Origin of the sequence: Sphingobium sp. B2D3C (assembly GCF_025961835.1) — a bacterium.
Classification (GTDB): domain Bacteria; phylum Pseudomonadota; class Alphaproteobacteria; order Sphingomonadales; family Sphingomonadaceae; genus Sphingobium.
Window position 1 is genome coordinate 382,699 of the sequence record NZ_JAOQOK010000001.1, and the last position, 19,053, is coordinate 401,751.

General features: G+C 65.6%; 17 protein-coding genes. 7 read left to right on the plus strand and 10 right to left on the minus strand.

All coding sequences use genetic code 11. From position 1 onward, the window contains the following. Positions 1 to 120 precede the first annotated feature (120 nt). Positions 121 to 1,914: an AMP-dependent synthetase/ligase gene (locus tag M2339_RS01715; RefSeq protein ID WP_264587706.1), complete on the plus strand. Its 1,794-nt coding sequence runs from the start codon at positions 121 to 123 to the stop codon at positions 1,912 to 1,914. A 15-nt stretch (positions 1,915 to 1,929) separates the two neighbouring features. Here the strand turns inward: M2339_RS01715 and M2339_RS01720 are convergent, their stop codons facing one another. From M2339_RS01720 to M2339_RS01730, 3 genes are all read right to left on the minus strand, one after another. Then, the gene (locus tag M2339_RS01720; protein ID WP_264587705.1) at positions 1,930 to 2,346 is read right to left on the minus strand and encodes a DUF6491 family protein; all 417 of its coding nucleotides are present in this window, start codon (positions 2,344 to 2,346) and stop codon (positions 1,930 to 1,932) included. A 132-nt stretch (positions 2,347 to 2,478) separates the two neighbouring features. Next, on the minus strand, positions 2,479 to 3,210 hold the full coding sequence (gloB, locus tag M2339_RS01725; RefSeq protein ID WP_264587704.1) for a hydroxyacylglutathione hydrolase: 732 nt from the start codon (positions 3,208 to 3,210) through the stop codon (positions 2,479 to 2,481). Next, positions 3,204 to 3,638, minus strand: a complete 435-nt coding sequence (locus M2339_RS01730; protein ID WP_264571096.1) for a VOC family protein — start codon at positions 3,636 to 3,638, stop codon at positions 3,204 to 3,206. The genes gloB and M2339_RS01730 overlap by 7 nt, the downstream gene beginning before the upstream one ends. A 130-nt stretch (positions 3,639 to 3,768) precedes the next feature. Between M2339_RS01730 and M2339_RS01735 the strand changes: the two genes are divergently transcribed. After that, entirely contained in the window at positions 3,769 to 4,467 is a 699-nt protein-coding gene (locus M2339_RS01735) for an SIMPL domain-containing protein (RefSeq protein ID WP_264606130.1), read from the plus strand. Between the two features lie 32 nt (positions 4,468 to 4,499). On the opposite strand, the gene M2339_RS01740 is transcribed toward M2339_RS01735, so the two are convergent. From M2339_RS01740 to M2339_RS01765, 6 genes are all read right to left on the minus strand, one after another. Further along, positions 4,500 to 5,435, minus strand: a complete 936-nt coding sequence (locus tag M2339_RS01740; RefSeq protein WP_264587703.1) for a hypothetical protein — start codon at positions 5,433 to 5,435, stop codon at positions 4,500 to 4,502. Positions 5,436 to 5,443: 8 nt separating this feature from the next. Further along, entirely contained in the window at positions 5,444 to 6,202 is a 759-nt protein-coding gene (locus M2339_RS01745; RefSeq protein ID WP_264606131.1) for an alpha/beta fold hydrolase, read from the minus strand. Positions 6,203 to 6,215: 13 nt separating this feature from the next. Further along, complete coding sequence (locus tag M2339_RS01750; RefSeq protein ID WP_264587701.1) at positions 6,216 to 7,298, minus strand: M48 family metallopeptidase; 1,083 nt, start codon at positions 7,296 to 7,298, stop codon at positions 6,216 to 6,218. A 15-nt stretch (positions 7,299 to 7,313) separates the two neighbouring features. Further along, positions 7,314 to 8,402 (minus strand): YjgN family protein, encoded by a 1,089-nt coding sequence (locus tag M2339_RS01755; protein ID WP_264587700.1) that lies wholly within the window; start codon positions 8,400 to 8,402, stop codon positions 7,314 to 7,316. A gap of 111 nt (positions 8,403 to 8,513) precedes the next feature. Continuing rightward, positions 8,514 to 10,703, minus strand: coding sequence for a TonB-dependent receptor (locus M2339_RS01760; protein WP_264587699.1), 2,190 nt, complete (start codon positions 10,701 to 10,703; stop codon positions 8,514 to 8,516). 161 nt (positions 10,704 to 10,864) lie between these two features. Beyond that, the gene (locus M2339_RS01765) at positions 10,865 to 12,451 is read right to left on the minus strand and encodes a M23 family metallopeptidase (RefSeq protein WP_264585591.1); all 1,587 of its coding nucleotides are present in this window, start codon (positions 12,449 to 12,451) and stop codon (positions 10,865 to 10,867) included. 226 nt (positions 12,452 to 12,677) lie between these two features. On the opposite strand from M2339_RS01765, the gene M2339_RS01770 reads away from it, so the two are divergent. The 5 genes from M2339_RS01770 (at position 12,678) to M2339_RS01790 (ending at position 18,251) form a co-directional block, all read left to right on the plus strand. Then, positions 12,678 to 15,647 carry a helicase-related protein gene (locus tag M2339_RS01770; protein ID WP_264587698.1) on the plus strand — a complete coding sequence of 990 codons (2,970 nt, stop codon included), beginning with the start codon at positions 12,678 to 12,680 and terminating at the stop codon, positions 15,645 to 15,647. 52 nt (positions 15,648 to 15,699) lie between these two features. Beyond that, on the plus strand, positions 15,700 to 15,984 hold the full coding sequence (locus M2339_RS01775; protein WP_264587697.1) for an RNA-binding S4 domain-containing protein: 285 nt from the start codon (positions 15,700 to 15,702) through the stop codon (positions 15,982 to 15,984). A gap of 94 nt (positions 15,985 to 16,078) precedes the next feature. Further along, positions 16,079 to 16,417, plus strand: a complete 339-nt coding sequence (fdxA, locus tag M2339_RS01780) for a ferredoxin FdxA (protein WP_181560401.1) — start codon at positions 16,079 to 16,081, stop codon at positions 16,415 to 16,417. 391 nt (positions 16,418 to 16,808) lie between these two features. Beyond that, the gene (locus M2339_RS01785; protein ID WP_181560400.1) at positions 16,809 to 17,339 is read left to right on the plus strand and encodes a CarD family transcriptional regulator; all 531 of its coding nucleotides are present in this window, start codon (positions 16,809 to 16,811) and stop codon (positions 17,337 to 17,339) included. A 183-nt stretch (positions 17,340 to 17,522) separates the two neighbouring features. Then, positions 17,523 to 18,251 carry a DUF2807 domain-containing protein gene (locus M2339_RS01790; RefSeq protein WP_264587696.1) on the plus strand — a complete coding sequence of 243 codons (729 nt, stop codon included), beginning with the start codon at positions 17,523 to 17,525 and terminating at the stop codon, positions 18,249 to 18,251. Between the two features lie 64 nt (positions 18,252 to 18,315). Here M2339_RS01790 and M2339_RS01795 read toward each other — a convergent pair whose 3' ends face one another. After that, positions 18,316 to 18,915 carry a PEPxxWA-CTERM sorting domain-containing protein gene (locus M2339_RS01795; RefSeq protein ID WP_264573413.1) on the minus strand — a complete coding sequence of 200 codons (600 nt, stop codon included), beginning with the start codon at positions 18,913 to 18,915 and terminating at the stop codon, positions 18,316 to 18,318. Positions 18,916 to 19,053: the final 138 nt, after the last annotated feature.

Genomic DNA, 19,053 nt, shown 5'->3' on the forward strand with positions numbered 1-19,053 from the left:
GCCGGCGCTGCCGCCCATGCACAATCGGGCGCGCGGGCAGGGTGGCCCTCGCGGAACGGCGCGCTATATGGGATGTAAAGGCGCTCGCTGTCGGAGCAGCCGGTTCAAGGAGAGCGTTGCTTGCAGGCCCTCGAATATTTTCCAAGCCTGACCGCCATGTTTTTCACGCGCGCCATGGAGCGCGGCGAGCGGCCGTTCCTGTGGGCCAAGCAGGGCGAGCAATGGCAGCCGATCAGCTGGATGGAGACCGCCCGCCGGGTCGCCTCAATGGCAAAGGCGCTCAAGGCGCTGGGCGTCGCGCCGGGCGACCGGGTGATGCTGGTCTGTGAGAACCGACCGGAATTCTGCATTGCCGATTTGGCGATCATGGCGGCGGGCGCCATCACGGTGCCAACCTACACCACCAACACCACGCGCGATCATGAGCACATCATCGGCAATAGCGGCGCGCGGGCGGTGATTTTCTCGACCTCAAAAATCGGCTCTGCCCTGCTGCCCGCCGTTATGCGCTCGCGGATCGAATTCGCGATAAGCATCGAGCCGATCAAGTCGATGCAGAACTCGGCTGTGCAGATTTGCGACTGGGCGACGCTCATCGCCGAGCATCCGGCCGATCCTGTCGCCTGCGCCGCCGAGCAGACGGCCACGCGCGATGACATTGCCTGCCTGATCTACACCAGCGGGACCGGCGGCGCACCGCGCGGGGTGATCCAGCATCACGGTGCGATCCTTTGCAATGTGGAAGGCTGTGTCGACATCATTGCCGGTGATTTCGGCTGGGATGATGAGGTGTTTCTCTCCTTCCTGCCGATCAGCCATGCCTATGAGCATTCGGGCGGTCAGTTCCTGCCGATCGGCCTGGGCGGGCAGATCTATTATGCCGAGAGCCTCGAAAAGCTGGCGAGCAATATTGCTGAAACCCGACCGACCATCATGGTGGTCGTGCCGCGCTTGTTCGAGCTGCTGAAGACCCGCGTCACCAAGGCGGTGGAGAAGCAGGGCAAGGTGCCCGTGCTGCTGCTGGAACAGACGCTGCGGCTGGGCGCCAAGCGGGCGGAAAGGGGCGGCACGCTGCCCTTGTGGGACAAGCCGCTCGAGGCCGTGCTCAACCGGACGATCAATCCCAAAATCCAGGCCCGGTTCGGCGGCCGCATGAAGGCACTGGTCTCCGGCGGTGCGCCGCTCAATCCGGAGGTGGGCACCTTTTTCCAGTCGTTCGGCCTGACCTTGCTGCAAGGCTATGGCCAGACGGAGTCAGGACCTGTCGTGAGCTGCAATCGTCCCTCGGTCGGGCTGCGGATGGACACGGTGGGACCGCCGCTCAAGCATGTCGAGGTGCGCATTGCCGAGGATGGCGAAATCCTCGTGCGCGGCGAACTGGTGATGAAGGGCTATTGGAACAACCAGGCGGAAACCGCGCGGGCCATCCAGGATGGCTGGCTGCACACCGGTGATATCGGGCGGTTCGATGAGGCCGGGCGGTTGATGATCACGGACCGCAAGAAGGACCTGATCGTCAATGACAAGGGCGACAATGTCGCGCCCGCCAAGCTGGAGGGCATGCTGACCCTGCAGCCGGAAATCGGGCAGGTGATGGTGCATGGCGACCGGCGCCCGCACATCGTCGCGCTTATCGTGCCCGATCCGGACTGGCTCAAGGCATGGGCACAGGCGCAGGGCAAGCCGGCCGATCTTGCAGCGCTGCGGGAGGACCCGGCGTTGCACGGGGCGATCAGGGCCGCGGTCGATCGCGTCAACGCTGATCTCTCCGTGATCGAGAAGGTGCGGCGCTTTGCGTTGGCGGACGAGCCGTTCACGATCGACAATGAGATGCTCACCCCGAAGCAATCGATCCGCCGCCACGTGATCCGTGCACGCTATCAGGCGCGGCTGGACGCGCTTTACAAGGCGTGACGGCTGCCCGGCGTGTTACTTGCCGGGCGTGCGGTAGGGAATGAAATCGCCCAGCGCACAGCTGCCGGTCATCGCGCCCGAGGGCAGGTTCACCACGCGGGCGATGTCGCCCCGGCAATATTGCGATGAACTCATCCGGTTCATCACCAGCGTGTCACCCCGTGAGATGCCGGTGCAGCTCCCCTGCAGGCGGTTGAGATAGACCTGATCCTTGCTGACCACATAGACCAGCGTGTTATCGCCGATGGACCGCAGGCGGCTGCTGTCGAATGAGGTCACGCAGGAGACGGGCTCGCCCGCCGTCTTGCGCTCCAGCAGGCGCTCCAACTCCTGCGTTTCGCGTTCGCTGAGCCTCGGTTCGGGAGCGGGACCCGCCGTCGCGCAGGCGGCCAGCGGCAGGACCGCCAATGAGAGACACAATCTGTTCATCATCTCCGCTCCTCTCGCGTCCTTCTGTCTCGCGAAACTAGCAGATTTCCGGCTGTCTCGCATCTTGTATGACGGATACGAATGTGCGGGCCCTTGGTTGCGCAGGCCAGGACAGAGCGCCGTGGCCTCTATTGCCTACCCCCTGTCCTTGGCCGCGCGCCGGCTGGCCAGTTCCTCCACGCTTTGTGCGCGCATGAAGGGGTTGGTGGCGCGTTCCAGCGCGATCGTTGTGGGAACGGTGGCCTCGTCGCGCGCGCGGGCAGCTTCGACCTGCGCGAGGCGATCCGCGATGGCCTCATTCTGCGGTTCTGCCTGAAGGGCGAACTTGCCGTTGGAGAGCGTATATTCGTGCGCGCAATAGACCTGGGTGTCGTCGGGCAGGGCCTCGAAGCGTCGCATGTTGGCGTACATCTGCGCGGGCGTGCCCTCGAAGAGCCGGCCGCAACCCATGGCGAACATCGTATCCCCCACGAAGATCATGGCGTCGTCGGCAAAGTGATAGGCGACGTGGCCGGCGGTGTGGGCCGGCACCTCCATCACCACCGCTTCATGGTCGCCCAGCCGCACCCGGTCGCCTTCTCGGGCCGGGCGATCGACATTGGGGATTTTCGCGAGTTCGGCGGCGGGCGCCGTGACGGTGGCGCCGGTCGCCGCCTCGATGCCCGCATTCCCGCCGATATGATCGCCATGCCAGTGCGTGTTCCAGATCTGGGTGATTGACCAGCCGCGCGCCTGCGCGGCCGCCAGCACCGGCTCGGCCACCGAGGGGTCGACGACCAGCGTCTCCCCGCTCGGCTTGTCATGAACCAGCCAGACATAATTGTCCGACAGAACCGGAACGCGAAGGATTTCGAGCGCGCTCACCATTCACCCGTGTTCGGCATCGACGCCCAAGGCTCGGCCGGCTCGAGATGGCCATCCTGCAGCAGCTCGATGGAAATGCCATCGGGCGTGCGCACGAATGCCATATGGCCGTCCCGGGGCGGCCGGTTGATGGTCACGCCATTGTCCATGAGGCGCTGGCAGGTCTCGTAGATATTCTCGACCCGATAGGCGAGGTGGCCGAAATTGCGCCCGCCGCCATAGCTTTCGCCGGCGCTGCCGTCTTCCGGCGGCCAGTTGTAGGTCAGTTCCACCTGCGCATCCTCATCGCCCGGCGCGGCGACGAAAACGAGCGTGAAGCGACCCTTCTCATTATCGAAGCGACGGACTTCCTTGAGGCCGAGCAATTCGAAAAAGCGCAAGGTTGCGTCGATGTCGGTCACGCGGATCATGGTGTGGAGATATTTGGGCATAGTGCAGCTCTTTCCTTTGGTCCCGCGTCAGCAACGGTTCAGCACAAGGGTGAGATTGGTCACCTCTCAAATAGGCGTCTCGCGGTCGCGGGAAAAGAGAGGAATGCGCACAATGGTTTGGCTGCAGGACATGAACAAGGTCGCTTTGGCAGGTGCGGTGGTACTCGCGGGCGGCATGATCACCGGTGGCTACCTGCTTGGGGATGGCCTGCGGCGTGCTCACGCGGCCGACCGGTCGGTGACGGTGCGGGGCCTTGCCGAGCGGAATGTGACCGCCGATCTTGCGACCTGGACCATCGCCTATTCCGCGACCGGCACCGACCTTGCCAGCGTGCGGGCCGATATCGAGGGCAATACGGCCGAACTGCGCGGCTACTTCAAGAGCCTCGGCTTCCCTGACAATGCGCTGACCGCGACCGGGGCCGGGGTCAATCAGTTCATCAACAACGGCGTTCCCAACATCACGATCACCCAGCGGATGCAGTTGCGCACGACCGACATCGAGCGGGCGCAAAAGGCGGTGGCCAATCAGTTCGATCTCGTGCGGCGCGGCGTGACGCTGCAGGAAGGATCGGCGATGAGCTACAGCTTCACCAAGCTCAACGATATCAAGCCCCAGATGGTCGCCGCCGCGACCAAGGATGCGCGCTCCTCGGCCGAACAGTTCGCCAAGGATAGCGGCACTGGCGTGGGCGGCATCAAGAGCGCGACACAGGGCTATTTTTCCATCGAGCCGCGTGATGGCGAGACATCCGGCGGCTATGGCGCGGCCGACACGCCGTTCAAGAAGGTGCGGGTCGTGACGACCGTGGACTTCTACCTCGATTGAGGTCGGCCGGACTCAGCCGGCTGCGTGATGCTTCACCGCCCGGTTTCGGACCCTGTCGGAGCAGCGGCGGGGGCTGGATCGCCGTTCAGCTGGGCGAGATAATCGGTGGTCTGTCGGGCAATATCGCTATCGCGCGCAGCCAACTCCTTGCTGCGGCTGAAGGCGGCGCGGGCGCCGGCGTCATTGCCTGAGAGCGCCAGAATGATGCCCTGTTCCAGCGCAATGGCGGCGTCGTTGCGGGCGCGGCTGGCGGCTTCCTCGATATGCAGGCGAGCCAAGGGCAGGTCGTCCATGCGCCGGGCCAGCGTGGCCGAGAGGAGCCATGCGAGCGGATCGGCGGCGGCCAGCACGATCGCCTGATCGAGGTCGGTACGGGCGCCGGGCAGATCGTTGGCAGCCACGCGGGCGCGGGCGCGATCCAGATAGATTTCTCCGGTCGCGAGCGTCTTGGGCAGGGGCCGCGAGAGCGCCGCGTCCAGCGCTCGCAGTGCGCGTGGCGTTTCCCCCGCGATCAGTGCCGCGTTGCCGGCCTGCGACCACAATCGCGCCTGCGTTACCGCGTCGAGGCCCTTGAAGGCCGCGCCATCCTCGAAAGCCTTTGCCGCGTCGCTCCAGCGCCCGGCCTGGCCGAGCGCATAGCCCCGGCACTGCGCGGCATAGGCGCCGCCATCGGCCTTTGCCCAGGCTTCCGCATCGGCAATGCCCTCGGAGGGGTTGGCGTTGGCGCGCTCCAGACAGGTGGCGAGGCGGGGCGCAATGGCGGGCGGGACGACGGCGGCCAGTTCCGTGCTGTCATTGCCGGCGCGTTCCGTGGGCACCTGCTCGATCCAGGGGCGCTGCTCTCGCTGCTCGGCCTCGGCGCGGCGCATCTCGTCTCGTCGCCGCAGCAAGGCCTCGATCTCGGGATCATGCTGGGGCACGCTCGCCTGAGCGAGCTGGGCGAGGGAAAGCGCGGCGGCAACGAGCATAGGCAGGGTCAGGACTCCACGAGGCGCGCGACAGTCGCGATCAGCAGGGCGATGTCCTGCGGGCGCGAGAGGCGATGATCGCCATCCTTGACGAGCAGCGTCTGCACATCGGCTGAACGAACCTGCTGCGCGATCCGCACAGCGATTTGCCAGGGAACGTTGGTATCGGCCTGGCCCTGCAGCATCCGCACCGGGCCATCGATCGCGATCTCGCCATCGAGCAGCCGCAGCGCTTCGCCCGACTCCCAGAAGGCGCGTGTGGTGACATAGGGCTGGTCACCATAGGGCGTGGGCTCGACCAGCTTGCCCTCGCGCTGCAGGGTTGCCTTTTGCGCGGCATCAAAGCCCCAATCGGTAAAATCCGGCGCGGCGGCGATGCCGACGAGGCCGGCGACGCGCGCGCCCAAATCGCGGGCGAGCAGCAGGGCCAGCCAGCCGCCCATGGATGAGCCGACGAGGATGATCGGTCCGGCGGGGACGCAATGATCGATCACGGCGCGGGCATCGTCGCGCCAGCTGGCGAGTGTGCCGTCCTCGAACCGACCTGCACTCTCGGCGCAGCCGGCATAATCGAAACGGAGCATGGCGCGGCCTTGGGCGGCGGCCCAGTCGTCCAGCGCCAGCGCCTTGCTGCCCATCATGTCCGACATGTAGCCGGGGAGGAAGACGACGGTCGGCGCTGTGCCGGGCCGGTGGCGGTAGGCGAGGCGCAGGCCCGCGGCGTTGGGCAGGAAGGCGGGCGGTGCGCTGGTGGTATCGTCAGTCATGACGCTGCCCTTATCAGAACGGGAAGCGACTGGCAGGGGCGACGTCCTTGTCATCCTTGCAGGCATTCACGATGGCGCGCCATTCCGCCGGAGTCAGTGCGGCCTCATAGCGGTGGCCCTTGCGCGCCGAGGCCTCGAACGCCTTGCGCCGCTCGGCGGAGATGGGGTGCGAGGCCATGAGATTGGCGGCACGCTCGATCTGCTCCCCGCCGTCGCCTCCCCCGAGGCGTTTAAAGAAAGCGGCGGTCGGCAGGGGCGATATGTCGGCCTTTTGCAAGGCGCCGATGGAGTAGCTGTCCGCCGCCCGCTCGGCATCGCGGCCATAGCTCAGGGACAGCAGGCCGTTGGCGGTGTTGCCGAGGTCGCCGCCGAACCCGCCCAGCACGATGCTGAGGCCAAACTGGCGGATGAGCGCCGTCATCGTGTCGCGGTTGCGGACATGGCCGATCTCATGGGCGAGGATACCAGCCACTTCATCGGGCGACTGGGCATCCTGAATGAGCTGGTCGAACAGCAGGATGTGGCCGCCGGGCAGGGCCACCGCGTTGACCATCTTCACATTGGCGATGCCGATGCGGCGGATGGGTACATCCTCCCCGAGCTTGCGCTGGAGCTTGTCGAGCGCGGCGCGGCTCTGCGGGGTCTGGCAGAGGCGACCGCCGAAATCGCCGATCATGGCATCGCCGAGCCGTTGCTCCCAGCTGAGCGGAACATGCGGCGCGATCCAGTCCGGCGCGCGGAGAACGGCGTAGACGACGCCCGCCGCGATCACGGCGAAGAGCGCCAGCGCCCGCCACAGACCGACCCGGTCGATCCAGCGGCCATAACGTGCGGGGAGGGGCAGGTGGATCGCGAAGTCCTGCGGTGGTGCGCCGGTGAAGCCGAGCCGCCAGCCATGCTGCCCGCGCAGGCCATAAATAGAGCGCCCGCCGCTGCCATCGGCCGGCACCAGATCGCCCCAGCGGTGCGGGCCGCTTTTGGTCAGACCCCAGCGGAGCGTGAACGTCTCCGCTGTCCATTCCAGAACCGGATGATGGCGCGTTGCGCTGGTGCCATCATAATGCCAGATGGTCTCGTCCGGGCCGGCCTGGGTCATGCGCGCGCTATGGAGCTAGATGGCGCCGATGTCGAACGCATCGGCAAGGCCCTCGCCCTGACCCGGCGCATTCGTGCTCGACTGGGTGAGAGATGAGAGGCTGATCTCGCCGCTGGCATCGAGATGGACGATGAAGAACTTCCAGTGCCGGTAGGAGAGGAAGACGAGGCCGATGCCGAGCGTCAGCACCACCAGCGCGATGTCGCCGAGGATGAGCTTGAACCAGTCCTTGGTGCGCGCCGAGAAGTGGAAATCGAGCGTCGAAAGTGACAGGCTGCTCACGGCCACGCGGAAGAATTTGGCGTAATAGGCCAGCGCCACAAAGCCGATGATCGTATAGATCAGCAGCACCATCAGGATCATCGCGAGCACGAAGGCGAGGCCGGGTTGGGCCTGCGTCTCGGGATCGAAACCGCCACGCATCGCAGCGCCGCCACCTGCAAAGATGAGTACGGCCATGACGGCAAAGATGATGAACGGCAGCAGGTAGAACAGCAGGAAGCGGCGGAAGATCTGGCCGGGCATTGCCGCCGCGCGGAAGGGATGAGGGCCAAAGCTCATCGCATTCCAGCGGTCGTTCCACAGTGAGGTCATAGACCAGGGAATGAGCAGGCCGATCACCATCCACGCGACGATGTTACGCCAGACATAGGACCAGCCATAGGCCCAGCCCTTGTCATTGCTGCCGCCGCGAATGCCGTGCCACCAGGTGCGGCTGAGGCGATAGCGCAGCATCCGCATGCGTGCCACGCCGGCGAGATAGAAGATCACCATGAACGACGTTAGGCCCAGCACGCCGGCGAGCGGTGCCTGTCCGCGCAACACCATCGCCTGCATGCCGAAGTTGAGAAAAAGGAAAGGAATGCCGAAAAGCACCAGCACGATCAGGAAGCCGATGAGCAGTTCAACGCCGGTGCCGGTCCATTCCAGCCGCTCGTCGATGAAGCGGGTGCGGCTCCACAAATAGCGCCGCGTCCGCGTCGTTGCCCAGAACCGATAGACGCCCAGCGTCACGATGGTCAGCAGCAGATTGGTGAAGGCAATCGGGGCGTATTCCCGCCAGCTTCCTTCAAAACCGAATGCACGGTCGGTCTGGTCGTTCATTGGCAATGGTCCCCCGGCTATTGCGCGGGCGACCAGACACCGGATGCAGCTGACCTGTCAAGTGACTGAGAAAAAAGGGCGGGGCGCGAAGAGGGGCGCCCCGCCCGGCACTCACAGGGCGAGGGAGACCGTGAGGCGTATGTCGCGCCCGGCGAGCGGGGCGTAATCCTTGAGCAGGCTGGCATGGCGCCACGCCTCGACATCGAAGATGTTGTTGGCTTGCAGGGAGAAGGAGACCCGCTGGTTCGCGATGGCGGGCTTCCAGGTCAGCCCGGCGTTGACGAAGGTGTAGGCGGGCGTAACGGTCTCGCGCGCGCTCACCCGGTCCTGCTTGAAGGCATGTTCGATCTCGCCGCGCACAGACCATTCGCCGGCATCGAGCGTGGCACCGCCAAGCAGCCGCAGCGGCGGGATGCGCGGGACAGGCTCGCCGCTGTCGAGCGTTGCGCGCGTGAAGTCGGCCAGACCATCCAGGCGCAGTTCGGTGCGACCGAATGTCGCTGCCGTCCAATCCGCCTGGATCTCCGCGCCATAATATTCCGCGCCGGATTGCAGATAGGCAAAGCAGGGGAATTCGAGCGAGGTCGCGCCGCTGGCCGCGAGACAGGCGCTGTCATCGACGATGGAATCGTAAATGAACCGATCGAACTTGTTGTAGAAGCCCGAGACGGTGAGGTGGAAGTCCTGGCCCCGCCCGTGCAGCGTACCCTCGACGCCCCAGCCGCGCTCGGTGCCGAAATTCGGGTTGCCAAGCTCAAAAGCCTGCGTGCCGGCATGGTTGCCGCGCGCGAAGAGTTCGTCTGCCGTGGGTGCGCGCTCGACCCGGGAGAGGTTGACGCCGACCCGCCAGTCGGTCGCGATGGCATAGCTGGCGCCCAGCGATCCCGACACCGTGTCGAAGTTGCGGCGATAGTCCGGCGAGCCAAGGTCGCTGTCCTGCGCCGCCTCGATGCGGTTGTGCTCGAACCGCGCGCCGGCCTCCAGCCGCACCTTGCCGAGATCGAGCGCCTGCAGCGTGAACAGACCCCAGGTCTCGCTGTCGATGGCCGGCAGGAACTTCTCCTCGCCTTCGATGTGGCTCTTGCGCAGCAGCATCTGGCCACCGATCGCGCCTTCCCATCCGCCCCGCCGCGCCTGAACGAGATCGAGCCGAGTTTCGAGGCCTTGCGTGAAGAAGCGGGTGTGGATGTCCTGCCCGTCAAGCGACATTTCGGCATGTTCGTAATCGGCCCAGCCGGCGCGCAGGCGGATCTGGTCGAGCAATCCGCCGCCGACATTCACTTGCGCGCGCAGATCGGCACGGGTCTGCTTCATCTGGATTTTGACTTCCTCGGCGCCGTGCTCGTGCTCGCCTTCTTCGCCCTCGATCGCGCCTTCGTCCTCATGATCCTCGTGCGTCACGTAGCGGATCGGCAGGCCATAGGTGAATTGCGAGCGGCCGACCGAGAAGCCGAGGGACCCGCCGGAATCGATGTAGTTGAGGCCGCCGGTATAGCTCCAGCCTTCGATGGCGGAATTGGGGATGCGCCCGCGCAGCCCGGCGAGGTCGCGAATGTCGGCTTCGTCGCTTTCCAGCGCTTCGGCGCGCGGCTCGGTGCCCAGCACATAGCCGCCGCTGCGCAGATCGCCGGTTTCGATCCAGCTGCCATCGGCATGGAAGACGAAGCCGCCGCCCAATGCAATATCGGTCTTGCCGGCGAGCGATTTCTCGCGGGCGGCGCTGCCGAATGTGCCGGTAGCGGCCAGATCGAAGCCGCCTTCGGGCAGATGTGTGGGAATGCGCGTGTCGATGACATTGACGACGCCGCCGACCGCGGACGAACCATAGAGCAACGCTGCAGGGCCGTGGAGCACCTCGATCCGGTCGGCGAGCAGCGGATTGATTGCGACGGCATGGTCCACCGAGGTGGCGGACGCGTCGAAGCTGCCGATCCCATCGGTGAGCAGGCGGATGCGGTCGCCCGAGAAGCCGCGCAGGATCGGGCGAGAGGCGCCAGGACCGAAGGATGTGGAAGAAACGCCCGGCTGCCGGGCCAGCGTTTCGCCCAGGCTCGGGCGGATGTCGCGGGCCAGCTCCTCGCCGGTGAGGACGGATGTGCCGCCCAGCACATCGATATGCGAGCGGGGGATGATCGCGGTGACGACGATGTTCTCCGGCCGATCGTCATGGCCATGCGCTTCGCCGGTATCCGGCGGCGGCTGGCGCTGCGCCAGAGCCGGGGCTGCGAGCAGCGCGGCGCTGGAGAGAAGGGCGGAGAGGGCGGCGGTATGCGCGAGGCGCGGACAGAAATTGCTTTTCATATGATATAACGTAACGAGTGAAAAAATGCTGCGCAAGCGAAATGTCGTTCGGAGTTCGCTTCGTGCGAATTTTGACGCGGCAGCATGGCGGGGCGCGTCAGGCGCGCCGAAGACGTGGCATCCGAGAGGAACGGCGTCGCTCGCGACCGAGCGGATCGCGCTTATCGCGTGCGGCTGGACCCGCCGCCTGCCGACTGAGCGGACGCAGCAGCGCTTGAGGCATTGCTCGCTGCCATTTCCGTCGGCTCCGTCTTCGCAGGCTCAGGAAGGCCGGCGCGCAGGCGCTTGAGTTCGGCAAGGCGGCCCTTGAAGGCGCGTAGTTCGGCGCCGGCCAGTTGGGCCGTCTCCGTGAACTTCACGCTCGCCGGATTGATCGTGCGGCCATTGCGATAGAGCTCGTAGTGCAGGTGCGGCCCCGTGGAGAGGCCTGTCGAGCCGACATAACCGATGACCTGCCCACGCTTGACGCGCTGGCCAGCGGCGACGGCAATGCGGCTCATATGGCCATAGCCGGAACCAAGGCTCCCACCATGCTCGATCTTGACGTACTTGCCGTGGCCGCCGTGCCAGCCGGAATAGGTCACCCGGCCGTCACTCACCGCGTAAATAGGTGTGCCAGTGCTGGCGGCGAAGTCGAGCCCAGCATGCATCCGGCTATAGCCGAGGATCGGATGCCTGCGCATGCCATAGCCGGAGCTCTGTCGCCCGCTCACCGGACGGGCGAGAACACCGCGGCGCTCACCGACGCCGGATGCCTCGAACCACTGCGCGCGGCCGGCCTGCGTCCAGCGCAGCAGGTTGATGTCCTTGCCGCGCTGCCGCTGCAGCCCTGCGAACAGCAGCTCTCCGGTCTCGCTTTCACCGGTCGCGGCGCGGCGATGGGCGACGATGATATCGAACGTATCGCCAGCCCGCAGGCCGTTGCCGACATTGACCTGCGCCGACAGCACCTTGAGATAGGCCTGGATCGTCGACGGATCGGCGCCGGCTGCGCGGGCAGAGCGGTAGAGGCTGTCACCCACCTGGCCGCGAATGCGCAGTGGCGTGTTGTCCACAATGATGGGAATGCGGCGCAGCGTCAGCGCGCCATCCTGCCGGGTGATTTCCAGAGCCAGCTCGAGCTTCGCGCGGAGGGACAGATGATCCAGCGGGCGTGCGACATTGCGATTGGCGCGCCGCCCGAGCACGATGCGCACGCGGGTGCCGGGCGCGATCGTGGCAGGATCGACAGCCTGCCGGATCAGCGCCATCGCCGCGCTGGCATCATTGCTGCTGATGCCTGCGCGCGAGAGGGTGTGGGCGAAGCTGTCACCAGTGCCGACGGCCGCATCCAGTTCGATCTGCGGGCGCTCGGGCGTCTCGCGCAGCGGCGCGACCAGATCGGTCGGTCCCATGCGCTTGCCTGTATCGGCCCCGAGCGCCGAGGCGCTGATCATCTGCGAGCGATACTGGTCCAGCTGCTCGGTCGAGAGCGGCGCGGGTTGTGCGCCGGGGACGGTCAGGACGCCGGGCGCGGACATGACCATGATGCCGCACAGCGAAAAGCACGTAATGAAGCCGCGCCACCAGGTCCGGCTGCCGATGTTCTGGCCAAGATCGGGCGCGAGATCGACGCGATGCGCCCAGTCCTGCACCCGCTCGCGCCAGTCTCCAGAGCGGAGCGGTGCGAGCACCTTCGCCGGGCTGTTAAGCCAAAGCGTACCGGTGCCGGCGCCCTGCGTGGGGCTAAGCTCGATCTTCTGAAACACGAATTGATGCGCCCCTGACGGCTTCTGCCACGCTGTCGCGACTGCCAAACGTCGCGCTTTGTTTGTAAAGGCAGGGGGTTAAAGTCAAATAAAGACACAATATCGGCCCGTAGCTTGCGGCGAGTTGTGCGCAATCGTCGGCTGGTTGCGGAACCATCCCTAATTCTTGTGCCGTCTGGATTGAGCCTTGCCGTGAGGCACGCCGCGCTCCATGTGTCAGCCAATCATGTCGAGCTACGAGCCTGCAGCTCTCAAGGCGGTCCTGGGACCGACCAACACGGGCAAGACCCATCTGGCGATTGAGCGGATGTGCGGCCATTCGAGCGGGCTCATGGGGTTTCCGCTCCGCTTGCTGGCGCGTGAGGTTTACGAGCGCGTGGTGCGAATCAAGGGCGCCGATCAGGTCGCGCTGCTGACCGGCGAGGAGCGAATCGCGCCGCCGGGCGCCCGTTATGTGCTGGCGACTGCCGAGGCGATGCCGGTTCGCGGTGGCTTCGGCGCCTTCTCCGATTTCGCGTTCGTTGCCGTGGATGAGATCCAGCTCGCCGCGGACCCCGAGCGCGGCCACATCTTCACCGACCGGATGCTGAATGCCCGTGGGCGCGAGGAGACAATGCTGCTCGGCTCTGCGAGCATGGCGCCCTTGGTGCGCACGCTGCTACCCAAGGCGGAAATCGTGACGCGGCCGCGCTTCTCCACCCTGCGCTACAGCGGGCCGCAGAAACTCTCCCGCCTGCCGCGCCGCTGCGCCGTCGTCGCCTTCTCCGTCGAGGAGGTGTACCGCGTCGCTGAAATGCTGCGCCGGCATCGCGGGGGCGCGGCGATCGTCATGGGGGCGCTCAGCCCTGCGACGCGCAATGCGCAGGTCGCGATGTTCGAGGCCGGGGAGGTCGATTATCTGGTCGCCACCGATGCCATCGGCATGGGGCTCAATCTTAACGTCGATCACGTCGCCTTCGCGTCGCTCCGCAAGTTCGACGGACGGCGGACGCGCCGCCTGACCGTGTCTGAAATGGCGCAGATTGCCGGGCGCGCCGGGCGGCACCAGCGGGACGGGACATTCGGCGATGTCGGCGCGGCGGATGGCGAGCCGGCTTTTTCTGCCGAAGAGGTGGAGCGGATCGAGGAGCATCGCTTCGACCCCATCGAGCAACTCTTCTGGCGGGAAGCGGACCTGCCGATGGACGATATCGACACGCTGATCGAGGCGCTGCTGGATCGTCCGGAGCGCGCGGGGTTGCGCGCGGCGCCCGAAGCGATCGACCTGGCGGTGCTGCAATATCTCGCCGACCTGCCGGACGTGCGGGCACGGGCGCGGGGCCGGGGGCAGGTCGCGCGGCTCTGGGCGGCCTGTTCCGTGCCGGATTTCCAGAAGCTTGGCATCGAGCATCATGCGCGCACCATTCACCGCCTGTGGACGTGGCTGAGCCAGGGCAGCGGCCATATTCCGCAGGATTGGTTCGCGGCCCAACTCGCCCGGCTGGACAATGTCCAGGGCGATGTCGATGCGCTGGCCGGGCGGATCGGTGCGGTGCGAATCTGGGCCTATGTCGCCCAGCGGGACGATTGGCTGGCCCAACCGGTGGAGATGGCGGCGCGCGCGCGGGCTCTGGAAGAGCGTCTTTCCGATGCGTTGCACGGCGCATTGAAGCAGCGTTTCGTTGATCGGCGCGCCTCCGCCTTGCTTCGGCGCGGCGGTGATGCCAAGGCGTTTTTGTCAGTGGACGTCGACGGCGCAGGCAATGTAACAGTCGATGGTCACAGGATCGGCACGATGCGGGGCTTCCGCTTCATCGTCGATCCCTTGGCGAGAGCGAATGAGAAGCGGCTGCTGCTGGCCGCTGCCGAACGGAGACTGGGTGCGCATTTGAACGAGATGGCTCAGGCATTGCTGGCGGTGGACGATAAAGCGTTCACTCTCGCCAGCCCTCCCGGCGGTGATGCGCAGATCATCTGGAACGGGCACCCGGTCGCGACGTTGAAGGCAGGGCAGCGTCTGCTCGCGCCTGAAATGACGCTGGATGCGGGGCTCTCCAGCCTCGTCCCGGAAATTCAGCAGGGCGTGCGCGATCGGCTGGCTCTCTGGCTCAAGAATCAGTTCGAGCGCCACATTCCGGCGCTGCTGAAGATGGAGGCCGGCTCAACGGAGGCCGAGCTGCCCGCGACCGTGCGCGCGGTGCTCGCGCAACTGGCGGACGCGGGCGGCATCGTGCCGCGCAACACGCTGGATGAAGCGCTCGGGCAGGTCGCCAAGGAAGACCGCACCCATTTGCGCAAGGCCGGCGTGGTGATCGGCGTTATGGATTTGTATCATCCCGGCCTGATGAAGCCGGCGGCGGCGCAATGGCGCATGGTGCTGCTCTCGCTGAAATCCGGCAAGCCGCTGGTGGCGCTGCCCCCGCCGGGCGCGGTGCTGCTGCAGAGCGGTGGCGGCGAAGAGCGCAAGGCGAGTGCGCCGAGCGAGCCGGTGGAAGCCGGCGACGTTGCAGCGCCGGTTGAGGCCGAAGTCGAAGCGTCCGCGGAGGCTCCGGAAGCGGCCGGAGCTCCGGCATCCGAAACGCCGGTAGCTGCCGAGGCGCACGCACCTGCCAAGGTCGCCAAGCCTGTCGTGCCGATTGACGAGATTGGCGCGCGCATTGCGGGGTTCCGCAAGCTGGGCGAGGCCTGGCTGCGCATCGATATGGCCGAACGGCTTGCGCGCGGGGCGCATGAGGCGATTGCTGCCGGCAAGCCCTATGGCGCTGATGATCCGACGATCGTCTCCATTGGCCTGAATGAAGCGAGCTTCCTGGAGCTGATGCGGCAGGCGGGTTTCCGCCCGGTGCCCGATGCGGCGGAAGGCGCGCCCAACTGGCAGTTCCGTGGCCGGCCCAAGCCGCGTCCGAAATTCGAGGGGCCGCGCAATCGCGGCGGCAATCGTCGTCCGGCCCAGCAGGGGCGGCAGGATCAGGATGGCCAGTCTCAAGCGGCCGGCGATGGCCCGCGCAACCGCCCGGATCGGCGCGGCAAGGCAGCCGAGGGTGGTCCGCGGCGTGAACGGGACAAGCGCCCCGATCGCGACAATCGTCCCGATCGCGGCCCACGGCCGGATCGTGGTCCGCGACCGGATCGTGATGGCGGAGGTCGCGAGCGGCCGATCGTGGCTACGGGCAAGGCGTTGGCGGGTCTTGGCGCCCTGTTCGGCCGAGAGGACTGACTCTCTGGCGAGGCAGCGGGATGAGGGCGCATCCACCGGGCATGGCCCGAGTTTGCGCCTCGACAAATTCCTCTGGTTCGTGCGCCTGTCCCCCAGTCGTTCTAGCGCGCAGGCGCTCGCGGAGCGTGGCATCGTGCGCATCAATGGCCGCCGGATCGAGCGGGCGCACGCGCCGGTGCGTGTGGGTGACTTGCTCACCTTGCCGCAGGGCAATGTCATTCGCGTGATCCGCGTGGAACATCTGCCGGAGCGGCGCGGCCCGGCCACCGAGGCCCAGCTTTGCTACAGTGCGATCACGCCCGGCGCCGACCCGGATACGACGGTGATGCCCCGATAAAGTTAAGCTACGCGCAATCCTTGCCCTTGCCTGTTGACCCTGTGGCGGCGCGCGCATATCGCGATCAGCGAAAACCAAGCTAGGAAAGCCAGCCATGACCTATGTCGTGACCGACGCGTGCATTCGCTGCAAATATATGGACTGCGTGGAAGTATGCCCGGTGGATTGCTTCTACGAGGGCGAGAACATGCTCGTCATCAATCCCAACGAGTGCATCGACTGCGGCGTGTGCGAGCCGGAATGCCCGGCTGAGGCGATCCTGCCCGATACCGAGAGCGGTCTTGAGCAGTGGCTTGAGGTGAACACCAAATATTCCGCCGAGTGGCCGAATATCACGACCAAGCGCGAACCCCCTGCGGATGCCGAAGAGCATAAGGGTGAGGACGGCAAGTTCGACAAATATTTCTCGCCCGAGCCGGGCGAAGGCGGCTGAGCCTTACGCACAACTGACTGTATTCGCCTGCAATTGCGGGCGGATGTGGTCCCTCGCGATGCCGACCTATTGGCTCGCGAAGGACTAAGGGCGGGTTCGGAGCGAGCCCGCTACGGTTGGGCCAGATGAACTCTCCTGACCAGCGCGACACGCCATCCATAGTGTGTCGGCGTGCGATATGCCGCAAAATATCAGATTACCTCCGGTTAGGCTGGTAATTTTGTTGCGAATCTGTTAAACCCGCCGGGAAGTGACACCCCTCGTCACTCAGGAGTATTCGCGCATGGCCTGTGGCTGGCACCTGCACATCTGCATTCTCGCAAATCTGCATTCTCAACGTGCCGCGTAACTCAGCCAAGAATACAAACAGATAGAAGAAAGGTTCGCAAGAATGGCTGCAAAAGCGCTGTCTTTTGATGTCGGCGACTATGTTGTCTATCCGAAGCACGGCGTCGGCCGGGTGATCGAGCTGCAAAGCCAGAAGATCGCCGGGATCGACCTCGAGCTTTATGTGCTGCGTTTCGAGAAGGAACGGATGACCCTCCGCGTCCCGACGAACAAGGCCGAAAGCGTGGGGATGCGCAAGCTCTCCTCGGACAAGACACTGGGCGAGGCACTCGAAACCCTCAAGGGCAAGCCGAAGGTGAAGCGGACGATGTGGTCGCGCCGCGCACAGGAATATGAAGCGAAGATCAATTCCGGTGATCTGGTGTCGATCGCGGAAGTGACGCGCGACCTGTTCCGGGCGGACGATCAGCCCGAGCAGAGCTATTCCGAGCGTCAGATCTTCGAAGCCGCCTCCAGCCGTCTGGCGCGTGAACTCGCGGCGATGGAAGAGGTGGACGAGGCGACGGCTCTCAAGAAGATCCTCCAGATCCTCAACGAGGCTGCCCCGAAATATGCCAAGGAACGCGTCGAGTAATCGAGGCTTCTTCCTTAGAGCCCAAGAGACGGCGCCCCTTGTGGGCGCCGTTTTTTGTTGGGGCGCGTCCACGCCAAGGGCATCGTCCATAGTCATCTCGTCACGATGGGGCCTCGTGTTGGCGACTTGGGGCGACACATCTGCTATGCTCGCGCTCATGAACTGCTTCGGGGGAAGACCGTCATGACATCAGGTGCCGCGCGCCGGGCGATCCGGCTGCTGATGCTCGTTGCCACCGCTGGCGGACTGTCAGCGGCCCATGCAGCGAACCGCACCTATATCGTGACCGACTTTGATAGCATCCGTGTCGAGGGACCATTGGAAGTCTCCCTTGAAACCGGGCGCGGGGCGTCCGCGCGGGGCGAGGGAGATCGTGCCACGCTGGATGCCCTGCAACTGACGGTGTCTGCGCGCACGCTGACGGTGCGCCTCCGCGCGCCCGTGGCCGGCGCTTCAGGGGCGCAGGGCGCCCGGGGCACCGCGCGGCTCACTCTGACGTCACCGAGCTTGCGCCGGGTGCAACTTGTGGGCTCCGGTCTGCTGCGCGTGAAGGGCCTCAACAAGGCGGCTGCCGATGTGAATCTCGTAGGCAGCGGTCGCATCGAGGTGAGGGGGATCGAGATCGACGATCTCAAGCTCGTGCAAGGCGGGGCGGGCAGCACGCTCCTGTCCGGGCGAGCGCGCAAGGCGCAGATCGGTCTCTCCGGCAGCGGCACGCTCGATGCGAGCGACCTGCGGGCCGTGGACCTCGATCTTGCGGTGGATGGCGCCGCGACGGCCGAGACCTTTGCCGAGCGAACCGCCAAAGTGATGCTGGTGGGAACCGGCAGCGCGGTGGTGGAGGGGCGCCCTGCCTGTACCGTGCGCCAGGTCGGGAGTGGTCTGGTGCGCTGCGGACGCCCTGCGCCTTGAGGTAAAAGAAAGGGCGCCGGAAACCCGACGCCCTGTCCTTATGCAATTCTGGCGGTCAGGTTGATCAGGCGAACTGAACCTTCGCGGCGCGGCGGCGCATCAGCATGCCTGCCAGACCGAGACCGGCGACCATCAGTGCCCAGGTGGCGGGCTCCGGCACGGGAGCCGGGACCGGCGCTGCGCCTGTCTTGTAGATGGTCGCGTTCGAGCCGCTGGCGAACTGGAGATTGAGCAGGTCGATGCCGTCGGTGCCAGCATCGAACTTGTAGAATGCGGTGATGTTGTTGGCGAGCGGCTGACCCTTGCCCGACGGATTGGGAATGTTGCCGAAGTGCACGCCGATATAGGTCGTGCCGTACATCATCGTGTCGAAGTTCAGGGTCGTGGTCGAGATCCAGGGCGAACCGGAAACCTTCTCCACGGCGCTGGAAAAGGCGTTGGGGAGCGTCAGACCGAGCAGGGCCAGCGCGGACGTCTGATCTCCCGTGGTCGCCTGACTGGCCAGATTGCCATTGTAGAAGCCGACGCAGCTGAAGCTCGAACTCGCGGTGAGGCCAATGTCCGATGCGGAGCAGCTTGCGGCAGAGCTGACAAGCGCAGCCTGAGCCGGCTGAACGGCAAAAGCAGCACAGGTCACCAGCGACGCGATGAGGATCTTACGCATATATCGAACTTCCCGACTGAGCGTTCTCGGCTCGTTTCCTTGGCAGGCCTGCCTTCGTTCCAACGGAGGCTTCCTGATGACCGAGCATGTAGAGCCCGCGGCAAAAAGGGGGGAGGTCGTTAAGGATAGTTTCCTGGC